Source organism: Paenibacillus sp. FSL K6-1558, assembly GCF_038002565.1.
Lineage (GTDB): Bacteria > Bacillota > Bacilli > Paenibacillales > Paenibacillaceae > Paenibacillus > Paenibacillus polysaccharolyticus.
The window spans coordinates 1,263,145-1,277,499 of sequence record NZ_JBBOCV010000001.1; the positions used below are offsets into that span (position 1 = coordinate 1,263,145).

At 46.6% G+C, this 14,355-nt stretch carries 17 protein-coding genes; 1 reads left to right on the forward strand and 16 read right to left on the reverse strand.

Annotated features, from left to right (window positions below):
- Nucleotides 1-13: 13 nt before the first annotated feature.
- The 3 genes from MHI38_RS05290 to mtrB form a co-directional block, all read right to left on the reverse strand.
- Nucleotides 14-877, reverse strand: a complete 864-nt coding sequence (locus tag MHI38_RS05290; RefSeq protein ID WP_341181023.1) for a heptaprenyl diphosphate synthase component 1 — start codon at nt 875-877, stop codon at nt 14-16.
- Nucleotides 878-984: 107 nt separating this feature from the next.
- Nucleotides 985-1,530, reverse strand: a complete 546-nt coding sequence (locus tag MHI38_RS05295) for a hypothetical protein (protein WP_154890623.1) — start codon at nt 1,528-1,530, stop codon at nt 985-987.
- Between the two features lie 145 nt (nt 1,531-1,675).
- Nucleotides 1,676-1,897, reverse strand: a complete 222-nt coding sequence (gene mtrB, locus MHI38_RS05300; protein ID WP_090917232.1) for a trp RNA-binding attenuation protein MtrB — start codon at nt 1,895-1,897, stop codon at nt 1,676-1,678.
- A gap of 144 nt (nt 1,898-2,041) precedes the next feature.
- Here mtrB and MHI38_RS05305 point away from each other — a divergent pair, with 144 nt between their 5' ends.
- Nucleotides 2,042-2,194 (forward strand): hypothetical protein, encoded by a 153-nt coding sequence (locus tag MHI38_RS05305; RefSeq protein ID WP_161557000.1) that lies wholly within the window; start codon nt 2,042-2,044, stop codon nt 2,192-2,194.
- A 90-nt stretch (nt 2,195-2,284) separates the two neighbouring features.
- On the opposite strand, the gene MHI38_RS05310 is transcribed toward MHI38_RS05305, so the two are convergent.
- The 13 genes from MHI38_RS05310 to der form a co-directional block, all read right to left on the reverse strand.
- Entirely contained in the window at nt 2,285-2,557 is a 273-nt protein-coding gene (locus MHI38_RS05310) for an HU family DNA-binding protein (RefSeq protein ID WP_090917341.1), read from the reverse strand.
- 216 nt (nt 2,558-2,773) lie between these two features.
- Nucleotides 2,774-3,760, reverse strand: a complete 987-nt coding sequence (locus MHI38_RS05315) for an ABC transporter permease (protein WP_123066011.1) — start codon at nt 3,758-3,760, stop codon at nt 2,774-2,776.
- Complete coding sequence (locus tag MHI38_RS05320) at nt 3,757-5,274, reverse strand: sugar ABC transporter ATP-binding protein (RefSeq protein ID WP_341181024.1); 1,518 nt, start codon at nt 5,272-5,274, stop codon at nt 3,757-3,759. Before MHI38_RS05320 ends, MHI38_RS05315 begins: the two co-directional genes overlap by 4 nt.
- Nucleotides 5,275-5,352: 78 nt before the next feature.
- Nucleotides 5,353-6,450 carry a sugar ABC transporter substrate-binding protein gene (locus MHI38_RS05325; RefSeq protein ID WP_341181025.1) on the reverse strand — a complete coding sequence of 366 codons (1,098 nt, stop codon included), beginning with the start codon at nt 6,448-6,450 and terminating at the stop codon, nt 5,353-5,355.
- A gap of 219 nt (nt 6,451-6,669) precedes the next feature.
- Nucleotides 6,670-8,148, reverse strand: coding sequence for a stage IV sporulation protein A (gene spoIVA / locus MHI38_RS05330; protein ID WP_090917242.1), 1,479 nt, complete (start codon nt 8,146-8,148; stop codon nt 6,670-6,672).
- Between the two features lie 468 nt (nt 8,149-8,616).
- Nucleotides 8,617-9,426 carry a hypothetical protein gene (locus tag MHI38_RS05335; protein ID WP_253493331.1) on the reverse strand — a complete coding sequence of 270 codons (810 nt, stop codon included), beginning with the start codon at nt 9,424-9,426 and terminating at the stop codon, nt 8,617-8,619.
- Between the two features lie 58 nt (nt 9,427-9,484).
- Nucleotides 9,485-9,838, reverse strand: coding sequence for a 2Fe-2S iron-sulfur cluster-binding protein (locus MHI38_RS05340; RefSeq protein ID WP_154958043.1), 354 nt, complete (start codon nt 9,836-9,838; stop codon nt 9,485-9,487).
- Nucleotides 9,838-10,473 carry a hypothetical protein gene (locus MHI38_RS05345; protein WP_154957587.1) on the reverse strand — a complete coding sequence of 212 codons (636 nt, stop codon included), beginning with the start codon at nt 10,471-10,473 and terminating at the stop codon, nt 9,838-9,840. Before MHI38_RS05345 ends, MHI38_RS05340 begins: the two co-directional genes overlap by 1 nt.
- An 85-nt stretch (nt 10,474-10,558) precedes the next feature.
- Complete coding sequence (locus MHI38_RS05350) at nt 10,559-10,729, reverse strand: DUF2768 family protein (protein ID WP_434349157.1); 171 nt, start codon at nt 10,727-10,729, stop codon at nt 10,559-10,561.
- Between the two features lie 179 nt (nt 10,730-10,908).
- Nucleotides 10,909-11,184, reverse strand: coding sequence for a stage VI sporulation protein F (locus MHI38_RS05355; protein WP_090917250.1), 276 nt, complete (start codon nt 11,182-11,184; stop codon nt 10,909-10,911).
- Between the two features lie 114 nt (nt 11,185-11,298).
- On the reverse strand, nt 11,299-12,339 hold the full coding sequence (locus MHI38_RS05360) for an NAD(P)H-dependent glycerol-3-phosphate dehydrogenase (protein WP_090917252.1): 1,041 nt from the start codon (nt 12,337-12,339) through the stop codon (nt 11,299-11,301).
- Nucleotides 12,332-12,955 carry a glycerol-3-phosphate 1-O-acyltransferase PlsY gene (gene plsY / locus MHI38_RS05365; protein ID WP_090917254.1) on the reverse strand — a complete coding sequence of 208 codons (624 nt, stop codon included), beginning with the start codon at nt 12,953-12,955 and terminating at the stop codon, nt 12,332-12,334. Before plsY ends, MHI38_RS05360 begins: the two co-directional genes overlap by 8 nt.
- An 11-nt stretch (nt 12,956-12,966) precedes the next feature.
- A complete protein-coding gene (gene der / locus MHI38_RS05370) occupies nt 12,967-14,289 on the reverse strand; it encodes a ribosome biogenesis GTPase Der (RefSeq protein ID WP_090917256.1) in 1,323 nt (440 codons plus the stop codon).
- Nucleotides 14,290-14,355 lie beyond the last annotated feature (66 nt).

Consider the following 14,355-nt stretch of genomic DNA (forward strand, 5'->3'; position numbering starts at 1 on the left):
GTCTGTCTCCCCCTCAATCTTCCCTTACTGCCGCATGTGAAGGCTGCACATAGGACAGGTAAGGCTCAAGAATTGCCTCGAACTCATGCATATCTTGAAGACCTTCCTCATCTTGCAGCAAAAGCTGAATGCGGTGTGTGCACTCGCGAAGCTTGTCCACCAACACCTCGCTTATGCTGTGTTTCAGCACCATAGAGCTCCACATACGTGGTTCGAGCTCCATTTGAGTCAAATGACCGCGTTCCTCGTCATTGCCGTTCTCGTACACATACCAGAACGCATAGCTATGAAGCATACGCTTCTCGTCACGCATCCGATCCATTTCTTCTATGATGGTTTCGCAAGTGCTGAACTCCATCAGCAAGCTGTTCCATAACGGCTTATCCTCAACAGGCATCATGTCTGTAAATGAAAGAAACAGCTGCATTCTCAGCTGTACCGTTTCACGCAAATATTCATCAGCCGAAACGAGAAGTTTTTTCATCCGTTCATACAGCGTCATCTTACGTGCGTTTACTTCGGAAACAGCACCGCTAAGCTTACCGATCATTTCTATTTTGCCTGCATGAGCAAGCAACTGATAGAAACGGCTACTCAGATAATCTCCAGCGAGAACATTTAATTGGCGTGAACGCATCTCCTGTTCTACCCGATCACCGGAAATCGTATCGATTCGATCATGCGTATCCATAGCCAACTGAACGAGCGAGGTCGCAAGAGCGTAAAGTTCCTGATGACCCTTTTCGTCTGTTCGGCCCACAAATACCTGTAACAGACGCGCCCGGCTATCCGGAAATGACGGGATTTCCGTATGTTGTCGAATCATGTCGTAATCCGTATATTTCTTTGCAAGTTGGGGTACACGATATGAATTCATTCTCATCCTCCGAGGCTTTGCTTTGTCAAACCATTTCTGCACTACAATCTTATATATTATAGCATATGTTTATTCGGCACGCACTGAATCCTGCTATTTGATTACCCCTAACTGGTCATTTCGAACTGCTTCTTCCACAGTTCCGTCTGCATCAGATTGAACCAGTCTTTTAAATCCTCCGAAAATGCCGCGCTTTTCCACGTGCGAAGCATGTCAATGGCATACATAGGCCATTCTCCTCGCCTGATATCTGCCGCAAGTAGCAGATGACGTCTATGCACCCATTCATCCTCGGCCATGACGCGAAGGAGCACCTGCTCCACGTTGTCTACACTGCGAAAACTCAGATCCACGACTGCCGCCATATTTTCATAAATTTCAGTATAACTCGTATCCGTTCCTTTGACTTTGAGGTCAAGTGTCAAAATAGACTGTTTCCACTCCACTCTAGCAATCGGCGTAGACATATGAAGTGAACTCAGTACATCAACCAGATTATCATTGGTCAACTGAATCGTTTGATGAGAAGCGGTTACAGGCTCTGCCCGGTCCCCGCCCCATGTACGTGTATGTAAGCTTTGAAAAACCACGAGCACGATGACTGCAGCAATCGTTGACAGCATGGACGCAGTCACAATCATTCCCGGTTTCATAAGCGCCTCCCTGCCTTTACCTGTTAGTGTAGTCTGTCCGGTAAAGGCTCATACCTCATTGTACAATCAAAAAAAGCAGGCTATGCCTGCAATTTTCATCTAACCCATTCAACCTTTTAATGTACCTAGTCAAACTCTTTCAAGACTATTCCGATTCAATCTCTCCATGCTTCGTAATCAGCGTAGCTTTTCCCCGGATTTTAATGGCTGAAGTATGTGTTGTAAATTGAGCAATCATCACTTCGCCTTTGTCCAGCTTCTCCGTGTGATGAAAACGTGTGTCCTGCCCCCGGGTCAAGCCAATCACCTGTACACCGTTTTCTTCTGCTTTAATTACGATAAAGTCATTGCCCGTAGAGTGATCCATCGCGCACGTCCCCTTTTCTGATTTCATAGCGTTAATGATGATCAAGATTGTTTCATTTGTCAACAAGTCCTGGAGGGAATATACCGCAAGAAACCGTAATTCCCGGGTCATACTATAACGATCAGCCAGGAAAGGAGAGTTTGCATGAAGTACACCCCCGCTGTGCTCAAGGAAGAGCATGTACACCAGTTACAGGAGATTGAGCATCATCTGTCTGCCGTTACGGGCAAAGATCTGATTCTAATCGCTTACAGCGAGCAACCGGAACTTTCGGAAAAAAGTAAAGAGGTTGAGTAACAGATTACGAAAATTTCCTGTTTACAGGCAAAAGAAAAGGCCGTGAACAAGTCACGGTCTTTTTGTTGACATATGGAATATGTAGAAATCTTATTTAATTCCGTCTTTGAGCGCTTTACCTGGTTTGAACGCAGGAATTTTGCTCGCAGGAATTTCGATTTCTTCACCTGTTTGCGGGTTGCGTCCTTTACGTGCAGAGCGCTCGCGAACTTCGAAGTTCCCAAAACCAACCAATTGTACTTTGTCTCCGTTTTGAAGAGCCTCAGAGATCGCTTCGAATACGGCATCAACCGCTTTCGTTACATCTTTTTTGGACAGTTCAGTAGCCTCGGATACGTGTGTAATCAAGTCTGATTTGTTCATTTGTTTTTCACCTCCTGAATCAATGTCCTGAATGTTATACTGTGTTTCCGTTTTATTAGGAAATATACGTTCATTCACAAAAAAACGTTGACCATTTTGAGCGATGAACATTCATCTCCGCCTGCGGCCCACAGTCATTTCTGGCAAAAGCCGCCTGAAACCACGCGTGTTTCTGACGCCGAACAAATTTTATACTAATACAGACAGCACACAATTTCAAGTGCGGCTACGGTTTAAAACGTAAAATGTAACTGCCAGAGCCAGCACAAGCACTCCACCTTTGACAATATCATGTGTAAAATACTGTACGTTCATCATCGTTAATCCATTGACCAGGACACCAATCAGAACTGAACCGATAAAGGTTCCGATCACATTCGGCTTCCCAGCCCCGAAGACAGAGAAACCAACAAACACCGCAGCTACGGATTCCATTAACAATGGAGATCCGGCATCAATCTGTCCCGAGCCCACTTTGGACGCATAGATGATTCCTCCAATAGCCGCGAAGATTCCAGCTGCCACATAAGCAAGTGTTCGTACCTTTTTCACCTTGATCCCGGAGAGCCTTGCCGCCTCTTCATTTCCGCCTGTAATATACATTTGCCTACCATATTTGGTGTATGTCAAAAAGATATGAACACCGATTACAGCAATGAGCAACAGAATAACGGAGATCGGCATGCCCAGCCATTTCCCTTGTCCAATCAGCAGGAACGTTGGATCCATCTCTCCGGCAGCCTTGCTTCCATCCGGGAACTGCATGTGATTGTAGATGGTATACCCTTGCGCATACGTTTTGTGGATACCTCCGATAATGTACATTGTCGCAAGCGTTGCAAGCAGATCCGGAATACGCAGTTTTACAATCAACAGCGCGTTCAGCAGACCAATGACAGCCCCGATAACGAGAGGTACGATAATAACGACAGCAAGAGGCTGTTGATACCAGATCATTAATGACGCAGTAACAACGGTTGTCAGCGAGACGGTCGCTCCCACAGAGAGATCAAATCCATCTACAATGAGAGATAATGTTACACCAATCGCCACAAAGGTTACGATCGAGATCGAACCCAAAATATCCGTCAAATTGCTATACGTGAAGAAATAGGGCAGTTTTATGCCGAAAAAAGCAATAACGCCTATAATGACTATAATCGCCCCATACCGGAACGCAAAATCGAGTGATTTATCCTTCATGCTTCCACCTCTTGTCCACCGCTTGCATAGTAAAGCAGCTGTTCTTGGTTCGTCTCGCCACGCTGGAACTCTTTTACGATAACCCCTTCACACATGACCGCAATACGGTCTCCGATCCCCATTCCTTCATCCAATTCACAAGTGAAATAGATCACCGCTTTACCAGCCAACGCCAATTCATTGATAATGCGGAAAATGTCACTTTTCGCCCCGATATCCACACCTTTTGTTGGTTCGTCAAAAATAAATACATCTGCATCCGTACGCAACCATTTTCCTATGGCTACCTTTTGCTGATTACCGCCACTTAAATACTTCACTTCCTGTTTCACGGAAGAAGTCTTGATGCCGAGTTGTTCCACTAGTGAATCTGCATGATGACGCTCACGTTTGCGGTTAACAAAGCCCAGTCGACTAAGCTTGGAAAGCAAGGGCAGGCTCAGATTACGTTCCACGTTCTCCTGAATAAGAATGCCTTGTTTACGTCGTTCCTCCGGAACAGATACAATGCCTAGAGCCGCTGCATCCGCGGGTTGAGACAGACGGATATTCCGTCCGAGTAATCTTATCTCACCTGCCTGCAATCGATCAGCACCAATCAGCAGACGAGAGCATTCCGTTTTTCCAGCACCCACGAGCCCAACCACAGCCAGCACTTCTCCGCGGCGAACCTCAAGGTCCACCCCTTTCACCTTCAACCCCCGCCGAAGACCTCGGGCTTGCAGCAGCAGCTCTCCCACAGATGCTTCGGTCTTGGGAAACTCTTCTTCGAACGGTTTGCCTAACATTTGCGTAACCAGATCATTGATCGTCAGTCCATTTGTTTCACCGGTAAACACATGACGACCGTCCCTCATCACAGTAACCCGGTCACAGTGACTCGTTACTTCGGCAAGACGATGGGTAATGAAGATGCAGGCTACCCCGCGTTCCTTCAGCAGATGTACAATGCGAAAGAAGGCATCAGTCTCCTCTTGACTCAGAGGTGCAGTTGGCTCGTCGAAAATAATAACCTTGGCATCCTGAATCAGGATACGCGCAAGCAAAATCATCTGTTTCTCAGCCAGGGTCAGCTCGGCCACTTTACGGTGAATCGATATATGATCTGCCCCGAGCTGTTTCAATGCTTCCTTGGCACGTTGTTGCAACGTTCTTGGACTTTTCCACCATCCTCCAGCCGATGATGCCAACTGATCTAGCATAATATTCTCGAAAGCCGTCAGCTGCGGCACAAGTGCAGCATCCACTTCCTGATATACACAGTGAATTCCACCTGCCTTGGCTTCTCTCGGAGAATGGAGGCCCAGTTTATAGCCATTTAGACGAATCGTTCCCTCATCCAGTTGGTACGCGCCTGACAGTATTTTCATCAACGTACTTTTGCCGGCCCCGTTCGCTCCAAGGAGGGCATGGATCTCTCCACCTTTTACAGAAAAATGTACGTCCCTCAGCGCAGGTATGCCTGAAAAATGCTTATGGATATGCTCCATATCCAGTGATATCGGGTCCTTCATGATGTTGCCTCCAATCAGCTGTATTGCCTGTTATCGCCTGAAAAAAAAGCACGCCTCGCGGCGTGCTTCTAACGCTGCTTACTTCGCAGTGATCCCGTACTCGCTCATCCAGTCCTTAATCCCTTGAGTACTGCCTCCCCAGCCTTTTACGTACTCAGACAGCTCAGATGTGGAGATTTGTTTATCAGGCAAAGCCTCGCGTTGTACGTACACCGGATTAAGAACAACCGCATCTTCAGTTTGGTCCCCATGCAACTTCTGGTATGCATATCGAACTTGTACACGTCCAATGTCTGTTGGGTCTACAGCCGCGGAAGCAACCCAAGGATTTTTAGAGTCCTGAATCATTTGCAGATCTTCATCACTCATGTCAATTCCATACACCTTAATCTCATCACGCCCTGCTTGCTGAATGGCACGCGCCGCACCTTTTGCAAACTCGTCCCACGCGGCCCAAACCGCTGTAATTTCACCTTTTGGATATTGTTTCAGGATGGCCTCCATTTTGGCTTGCGTGTCCAGCGCCGGGTTCTGAGCAGAACCAAATGTCGCAATTTCTTTGATCTCCGGATTGGCTTTCAAGAACGCTCCGTAAGCAATCTGGCGACGTTCCATTGGAGCAAAACCGGCCACCCAGACTTTCACGATGTTACCTTTACCATTGATATCCTTTTTCATCTGTTCCAGTGTTAGTTCAGCCATCTTCTGGTCATCTTGTGACAACACCGTAGCGCCCGGCACACTGATCGCTGCATCAAATACAACGACTGGAATCTTTTGCTCAACCGCTTTTTTCACCCCTGGTTCCAGGAGCGAGTCACCGTGGTCTGTCAAAATGACATCAAATTTCTGGTTGATTGCACTGTCAAGCAACGATACCATTTTGGCTTTATCGTTATCTGCAACAAAGGTGGTGAGTTCACCGCCGAATTTGGCGATTTCCTCTTTCACTCCTTGTACATACTGCTGTGAAAATGTCCCTGTATTAAATTCCATAATTAGCGCAACCCGTTTACCGCTTAAAGGTCCTGTAACGGCTTCCGTCTTCGGTGTTTCACCTGCTGATCCTGATGCAGAAGAGGCCGCTGGTTCTTTTTTAATTCCGCAAGCTGACAACGCCAGTACCAATACGAGTAAAACGCTTAACCCAACCCATTTGAAATTTCTTTTCTTCATCTCGTTCTCCCCCTGTTTCGCTCGCTGTGACTTCAATCACAATAGTTGTTTATTAATATAACGATTAATCCCTAGTATGTAAATAGGTTTTAGTGATTTAAAGCTGAAACTTACTACATTTTTCGAAAATAAATTATTTCCACATCCATTTCATCCATATTCAAGAAATAAACCCAAAGAAAAAGACCATGAGATCAAGCCTCACGGTCTTTTGAACAATTAAAGTATGATGGCGATCAATCCGCCTGATCCTTCGTTAATGATTCTACCCAGTGTCTCTTGCAGTTTATATCTTGCATTATCCGGCATCATCGCGATTTTACCCTGAATGCCTTCACGCACAATGGAGTGTAAAGAGCGACCAAACATATCTGAATCCCATACCTTGATCGGATCGTTCTCGAAATCCTGCATCAGATATCTCACCAGTTCCTCGCTCTGTTTCTCCGTACCGATAATCGGTGCGAACTCCGACTCCACATCGACCCGAATCATGTGGATGGACGGTGCCGTCGCTTTCAGGCGAACGCCGAATTTCGTGCCCTGACGAATCAGTTCCGGTTCATCCAACGCCATCTCGGCAAGTGAAGGAGCAGCGATACCATAACCTGTTGTTTTGACCATTTCGAGCGCCTCTGCGAAGCGGTCATATTCTCTCTTCGCATGGGAGAACTCCTGCATCAGTTGCAACAGATGATCCTTGCCCCTGATTTCAATACCCACAACTTCCACGAGAATCTGGTCGTATAACTCATCCGGCGCGTAGAGATCTATCTCTGCTACACCTTGCCCCATATTCATACCACTAAGACCCGCACGGTCGATAAATTCATATTCCATGAATTGTGACACGACCCGATCCACGTCGCGCAACCTGCGAATATCTTTTACCGTATCCCGTACCGAATTCTCATAGTTGTTACGAAGCCAGTGTGTGTCATTCAGCACCATAACCCAGCTCGGGAGGTTCACATTCACTTCATGCACAGGGAACTCATATAATACTTCACGGAGTACACCAGTGACATCATCTTCCGTCATCGTCGCGGCACTTAGCGTCATGACCGGAATATCGTACTTGGCAGCCAGCTCGCTCCGAAGTTGCAACGCTTCTTCACTACGAGGCCGGGTGGAGTTGATGACCAGAACGAACGGTTTACCCACTTCTTTCAACTCTGCAATCACTCGTTCTTCTGATTCCACATAGGAACTGCGAGCGATTTCGGCAATGGTTCCGTCTGTTGTGACCACCACACCAAGTGTGGAGTGCTCCTGTATGACTTTTCGGGTACCAATCTCGGCTGCTTCCTGGAATGGAATCGGCTCCTCGAACCAAGGTGTGGAGATCATACGCGGACCGTTTTCATCCTCGTATCCCTTTGCGCCTTCCACGGCGTAACCCACACAATCCACCAAACGTACATTGACATCCAGTCCTTCAGCCACTTTGATCTGAACTGCATTATTCGGTACAAATTTGGGCTCGGTTGTCATGATCGTTTTACCTGCTGCACTTTGTGGAAGTTCATCCACTGCACGGGCGCGATCAGCCTCACTTGCGATGTTGGGCAATACGATCGTTTCCATGAATCGTTTAATAAATGTTGATTTCCCCGTCCGGACTGCGCCGACAACCCCGAGATAAATATCCCCTCCGGTCCGCTCAGCTATGTCCTTAAAAATGTCCACTTTCTCCAATGAAATCCCCTCCTTAAATTACTCCGAAGGAAAAATGCTAAAGAGCATCCGCTTCGTTTTTTCAATCAGAAGACTGAAATCCCTGCAACGGTAGAGCCGCCTTTGTGAGTGCCCGGAAGTCGTCCGCCGCCGAACGTTGCATTCTGATGAAACCGGCGAGAGCGGCGTTAACTCGTACATGCAATTGGACTAGTATCATCTTATGTACCTGTATGCGGCAATATGACGTGTTTTTTTGTTTTTTTATCTCATGATGGTGACATGAAGTGCATCCTCCGATCCCGGACTGCGCGTCTTTATTTCAATCTACTTTATGAGAACCCCTCTCTGTTTATGACACCTCTACATCTTGAACCCTAGTCTTATCACAAAAAAAGAGACACACCACGGAACGCGGCATATCTCTTTCGGGATTCTGTAGAGCCTTGAAATTGTACTTTTATTTAATAGTATACGTCTGTTCTTCACTTACTTACTTTGGTTTTGAACGATCTGTGCGACAGGTGTATTATTCTCCAGCGTATATGGAACAGATTTTACAGGTACGAAATAGGAGTGTGTAAGCAAATGATTACGTAAATCCGGGTCATCAGAGACAGCATGCTCATCATCGGATGAACCATCTGTTTTTTCCAATGCCTGCATAATATCAAAAGCATAATCCACAAACACTGTACCCTGTTCATTCATCATAAAAGGCAGTTCCTGACCCGAATATACACTTTTTAGCGTAATTGAAGGAGATCCCGGCTGTGCCGCTAAGTTCATATCCACCGCATGGAAGCCAGGATATAACTTTTCACCCGCAGGCAGTTGTTGATTATGTACAGATTTGTACTGATCCACCATGCGTTGCACATCATTTACTTTCTGCACCGTCTGGAGATCCATCACTTTCACTGTCGGTTTCACTTCCTCATTTTGTATCAAAAAGTAAGCGCTACCACCATTCTCAAAGGCCGTTCCAGGTATATCATCAAGATAACCCAGCTGCTTCAATTTAGACAGGTCTACTCTAAACTTTTCATACTTCGGCGTATCCGCGTCCGCGTTCAGAATTGGCAGTATGCCCTCGTCCTTTTGAAACGCTTCAATCGCACTCTGAATACGATTTACACTTTCGCGATAAGCTGTTTTGGGATCAGAATTACTCTGAGAAGGATACAAGCAACCACTCATTGTCAGCATGAGCAGAAGAAGTAAAGACAGACACTTCATCTGCTGTAACAAATCCAAGGGATGTCTTCCTTCCGCAGTTTTATTCTTCTTTTTATTCATTCGCACCCTCCTTAAACATTCAAAACATAGCTTGACATTCGATTTTCACTTCTTGTTATTATGCGAACCAGTCATCATCTTGCTGCTGACGCTCAAGCTGTTTCCTTATGGCGGCTTTCAGCGGATCTTCGGGAACCTGCACGGTCAGTTGTCCGCATACTTTCGCCTGACACGAGAGTCTTGTTCCATCGTCAAGCATTAGTCCGAGCTTCCGTCTCTCCGCATCCGTAGGTGGAAGCAGTGCATGCCGCTCCTCCGGCGCCACGTTAACTTTGCACATCAGACATGCCGCTTTGCCATCGCACCGGGTTGATATTCGAACACCAGCCCGACGCGCAGCTTGTAAAAGGGTTGTGCCGGGATGAACTTTGATGGATTTGTTCATCGGTAAAAATGTAATCATCTCTTGCATCATCGTTCCTCCCCAGCTTGATCCGACCAAGAAAACCCGACCAGTTCTTCCACTTCTGATCTGAAACGAGATCCCCATATGTTATGTTGACTTAACGCAATCATCGCAGGTCGATGAACCTCAGGCTCTAGACGAATTCGCGCTGCGATGGGGACATACCGATCTTCACGTCCGCGAAGCAGATTAAAAAGCAATTCATGCGCAAGCGGCATTAGTCGCAACCGGTATGCGTCCACCTGAGTCTCGGAAGCATAAAGAGCTAGCACATGTTCGATCTGGATACGATACCAACTTTCGCGCGCCCATATTTCAAAACCGCCTACCAGTTCCAGTGAGCATGCACCCACCTGGTAATGACTCAGCAGGGAAGCATAAGGCCCCGTTTTGTCTATTGCAGGCTCATCAAGCTTGTTCCCGGGAGCACAGATATGCAGCTTTTTGGCATCAGCAATATCAGCATACACATCTATATCTCGAGGTGCTTGTTGCAACTCGACCCCTTGAAGCAGTAAACCGCAACTACCACCTAGTAACCAGGTATAAGGCTGACGATCCCATGCTTTTGCCGTATCCAGTAAAGCCTGGTGTAATTCCGGATATCGTGCAGTCCAATTCCCCGTTTCATGCGGTACCATAGCTACACACTCCTCCCATCCGTCTTTTCATTGTGTCCGTTCTTATGATGCGCTTATGCGGATGTTCTCTCTCCCATGAGGGAATTTAGGTCAGAGAAGCGATTCCACCAAAAAATCCGATGAGCATAATTAAAAAGGCAATAATCGAAAGAATCCCCCGCACGAATCCTTTTGTTTTGGCACGAGCAAATGTAATCAAAAATACAGATAACCCCATAATGAGGATAGCAACTAATGACAGCCACATCTTGTCCATTGCGCTCATAAACCAGCAGTCTCCCCTTCAATCCGATATTCATCACGAAATTGTGACAATTGCAATCATTATAACATGAAATCGAACGTATTTTTCCTATAAAAAGACAAAAAAGCAAGCCAGCATCTGCTGGCTTGCTTTCGTAATGCCCGATTCCTGCGTGAGCAGGCAACGAACGATTATTTTTTTATCATCATCTTCATTAACGATTCCATATTGCTTGGATTCAGCCCACTTTTCTTGACTGCACTCACAATATCCTGAACCGTATCCTCAGATACCGGTATTTTCGCCATGGCGGATACTTGTTTAATCAACTGGCGCAACTGAGCCTCATTCTGCATCGTTGTTGGTTTCACTGTGCTTGCCAGCTTTTTGACAGCTCCTTCAGTGATCGTTTTGCCTGTCTTTTTGTTGATGGCTTTCAGCGCTTCTTTCGAAATGTTGTTACCCATTCGTCTCCCCTCCTCCGGCAATACTCATGTGTATAATATGAGTGTGCCGGGGAAAAGGTGATTAAGCTGCATCATTTTAAACTAGGCCATCGTAACGATATTTAAACCATCAACTCAGGAATGCCATTGCTCCCAAGTTTCCAGCTTCATTACTTCCATCTCCGTTTTCGGATCACGTCCCATCAAGGCTTCAACGGCATCACGTGGCTGCCGATTCTGAAATAACACATGGTACAATTGATCCGCAATTGGCATCTGAACACCGTATTTTTGGGATATAAAATAGGCGGCCTGAGTAGTTCGAATACCTTCAACCACCATGCCCATGGACTGCAACACATCATCCAGCTTCTGTCCCTGCCCCAGCATTGATCCGGCTCTCCAGTTCCGACTGTGCTGACTTGTAGCTGTAACAACGAGGTCACCGATTCCCGCTAGTCCAGAAAACGTTAATGGATTAGCTCCCATCTCAACACCGATTCGAGTAATCTCGGCAAGTCCGCGTGTTAACAACGCCGCCTTGGCATTATCACCAAACTGCAGACCATCCGACATGCCTGCCCCGAGCGCGATGATATTTTTGAAAGCCCCCGCTAATTCAACTCCAAGCATATCCCGGTTTGTGTACACACGAAAATAGGCATTCATAAACAATCCCTGAACTGCCTCCGCAGATGTTTTATCCAATGAAGCTACAACCACGGTGGTTGGACAGCGCTTCACCACTTCCTCAGCATGACTTGGACCAGACAATACAACAATCTGTCCTTCTTCACATTCAAGCTCTTCAGAGATCACGGTAGACATCCGTTTCAAACTTTCCGTTTCAAAGCCCTTCGTTGCATGAATAATCAGCATATCGGGTGTATAGAAAGGTTTAAACTGATGTGTAACCGCACGCATCGCAGACGAAGGCGCTACAATTAACACAGCCGCCGCATCTGCAACCGCAGCTTCCATATCGCTGGTTGCGCGAATGCGAGGAGACAGCTCTGCACCCGGTAGATAACGTGTATTCGTGTGCTGGGTATTAATCTCCGTTGCTTGTTCTTCGCTACGTGTCCACATCACCACATCCAGTTCGTTCGCGGCGAGGACACTGGCCAAGGCAGTTCCCCAACTGCCTGCGACCAGTACGGCAACTTTTTTAGACAACGCGTTTCCCCCCTCCAGGGTTCTTTGATCCCAATTTATTTTCCTGTCCTTTGGCGAGCTTCGCAATATTCGTACGATGTCTCCAGAATGCAAACAGACAAATAATCAGACTGCCCCAAAAGATACTCATTGAATACCCAGGCAGGATCAAGATGAAGACAGGAGTCAATGCTACAAAAATTAAAGAACCGAGTGAAACATAACGTGTCAGAACGATGGACAGGATGGCGATGATCCCGGCATAAAGCGCAGGCAGGAAAGCCAAGCTTACCAGTACTCCAATCGCAGTAGCAATGCCTTTGCCTCCGCGAAAATTGAAATAAAGGGGCCAGTTATGACCTGCGATGGCAGCAATACCGCTGAATGCAGCAATCCATGGAGACCCGTTACTTAACCATATGCCAATCCATACTGCAGCAATACCTTTGATTACATCAAGTAGCAGAACTGCGATAGCCGGCCCTTTACCCAGAATACGCAGCGTATTCGTTGCCCCGGCATTACCGCTTCCGTGTTGACGTATATCAATCCCCCGTATTGCTTTTGCAAGAAGAACACTAAAACTGATCGAACCAAGCAGGTAGCTCAGTACAATAGCTGCGATGGATAAAATCACAAACTTCTCCCCTAACCTTCGTCGGACTTCCTCCGAGTAAATATGCGAATTGGCGTGCCTTCAAAATCAAACGCTGCACGGATTTTATTCTCCAGGTAACGCTCGTACGAGAAGTGCATCAATTCAGGGTCGTTAACAAAGATAACCATAGTCGGCGGTTTGACCGCAACCTGAGTCACATAGTTAATTCTCATTCTCCGCCCTTTATCGGTTGGCGGTGGATTAATGGCTACAGCATCCGATACCACATCATTAAGCAGATGTGTCTGAACACGCAAAGAATGCTGTTCTGCTACACGCTGTACCACTGGCAACAATTTTTGTAAGCGTTGTTTTGTCAGTGCGGACAAAAAGACAACCGGAGCATAGGTCATAAAGAGGAAATGATCCCGAATCTTCGTCTCGAATTCCTTCATCGTTTTATCCGTTTTCTCTACAACATCCCACTTGTTTACCACGAACAATGAAGCTTTACCCGCTTCATACGCATAACCGGCAATGTGCTTGTCCTGTTCAATAATGCCTTCTTGACCGTTGATAACAATCAGAACAACGTCCGCACGCTCAATAGCACGCATCGCACGCATTACGCTGTACTTCTCCGTCGTTTCATATACTTTACCGCGCTTCCGCATACCCGCCGTATCAATCAGCACGTAACGTTGCCCGTCTTTTTCAAAAGGAGTGTCAATTGCATCACGTGTTGTACCGGCTACATCACTCACAATAACACGTTCCTCACCCAGGATGGCGTTCACAAGTGAAGATTTACCCACATTAGGTCGGCCGATCAGAGCTACACGAATTACATCCTCATCGTATGTCTCTTCCTCAAGTTCAGGCAATTTCTCCACAATCGCATCAAGCAAGTCACCAATTCCCGTACCGTGACTGCCAGATACCCCGATCGGATCACCAAAACCGAAGCCATAAAACTCATAAATCAGCTCACTGCGCCCAATGTTATCCACTTTGTTCACGGCTACCACGATCGGTTTACCTGAGCGATAAAGCATCTCAGCAACTTCTTCGTCCGATTGCGTAATACCCGCCTTAGCATCACACATAAACACAATTACATCTGCTTCTTCAATCGCAAGCTCCGCCTGCATGCGAATGGATTTCATAATGACGTCTTCGCCGTCAATTTCGATACCACCCGTATCAATAATACTAAATGCTTTTCCGTTCCATTCACCGATTCCATAAATCCGGTCACGGGTAATGCCCGGCTTATCTTCCACAATGGCCAGTCTGTCGCCGATAATCCGATTGAAAATGGTGGATTTACCCACGTTTGGTCGGCCGACAATTGCCACAACTGGTCTTGCCATACATTCCACTCCTCCTGTCCATACTTACGTTACTCATCATAGCAAAAAAGCTATGGCTTGGCTAAC

What these genes read in the sequence shown, in the direction of transcription:
- MHI38_RS05290 (WP_341181023.1), bottom strand. Translation starts at nt 877, where the DNA reads ATGAATTCATATCGTGTACCCCAACTTGCAAAGAAATATACGGATTAC.
- MHI38_RS05295 (WP_154890623.1), bottom strand. Translation starts at nt 1,530, where the DNA reads ATGAAACCGGGAATGATTGTGACTGCGTCCATGCTGTCAACGATTGCT.
- mtrB (WP_090917232.1), bottom strand. Translation starts at nt 1,897, where the DNA reads ATGGATCACTCTACGGGCAATGACTTTATCGTAATTAAAGCAGAAGAA.
- MHI38_RS05305 (WP_161557000.1), top strand. Translation starts at nt 2,042, where the DNA reads ATGAAGTACACCCCCGCTGTGCTCAAGGAAGAGCATGTACACCAGTTA.
- MHI38_RS05310 (WP_090917341.1), bottom strand. Translation starts at nt 2,557, where the DNA reads ATGAACAAATCAGACTTGATTACACACGTATCCGAGGCTACTGAACTG.
- MHI38_RS05315 (WP_123066011.1), bottom strand. Translation starts at nt 3,760, where the DNA reads ATGAAGGATAAATCACTCGATTTTGCGTTCCGGTATGGGGCGATTATA.
- MHI38_RS05320 (WP_341181024.1), bottom strand. Translation starts at nt 5,274, where the DNA reads ATGAAGGACCCGATATCACTGGATATGGAGCATATCCATAAGCATTTT.
- MHI38_RS05325 (WP_341181025.1), bottom strand. Translation starts at nt 6,450, where the DNA reads ATGAAGAAAAGAAATTTCAAATGGGTTGGGTTAAGCGTTTTACTCGTA.
- MHI38_RS05335 (WP_253493331.1), bottom strand. Translation starts at nt 9,426, where the DNA reads ATGAATAAAAAGAAGAATAAAACTGCGGAAGGAAGACATCCCTTGGAT.
- MHI38_RS05340 (WP_154958043.1), bottom strand. Translation starts at nt 9,838, where the DNA reads ATGCAAGAGATGATTACATTTTTACCGATGAACAAATCCATCAAAGTT.
- MHI38_RS05345 (WP_154957587.1), bottom strand. Translation starts at nt 10,473, where the DNA reads ATGGTACCGCATGAAACGGGGAATTGGACTGCACGATATCCGGAATTA.
- MHI38_RS05350 (WP_434349157.1), bottom strand. Translation starts at nt 10,729, where the DNA reads ATGGACAAGATGTGGCTGTCATTAGTTGCTATCCTCATTATGGGGTTA.
- MHI38_RS05355 (WP_090917250.1), bottom strand. Translation starts at nt 11,184, where the DNA reads ATGGGTAACAACATTTCGAAAGAAGCGCTGAAAGCCATCAACAAAAAG.
- der (WP_090917256.1), bottom strand. Translation starts at nt 14,289, where the DNA reads ATGGCAAGACCAGTTGTGGCAATTGTCGGCCGACCAAACGTGGGTAAA.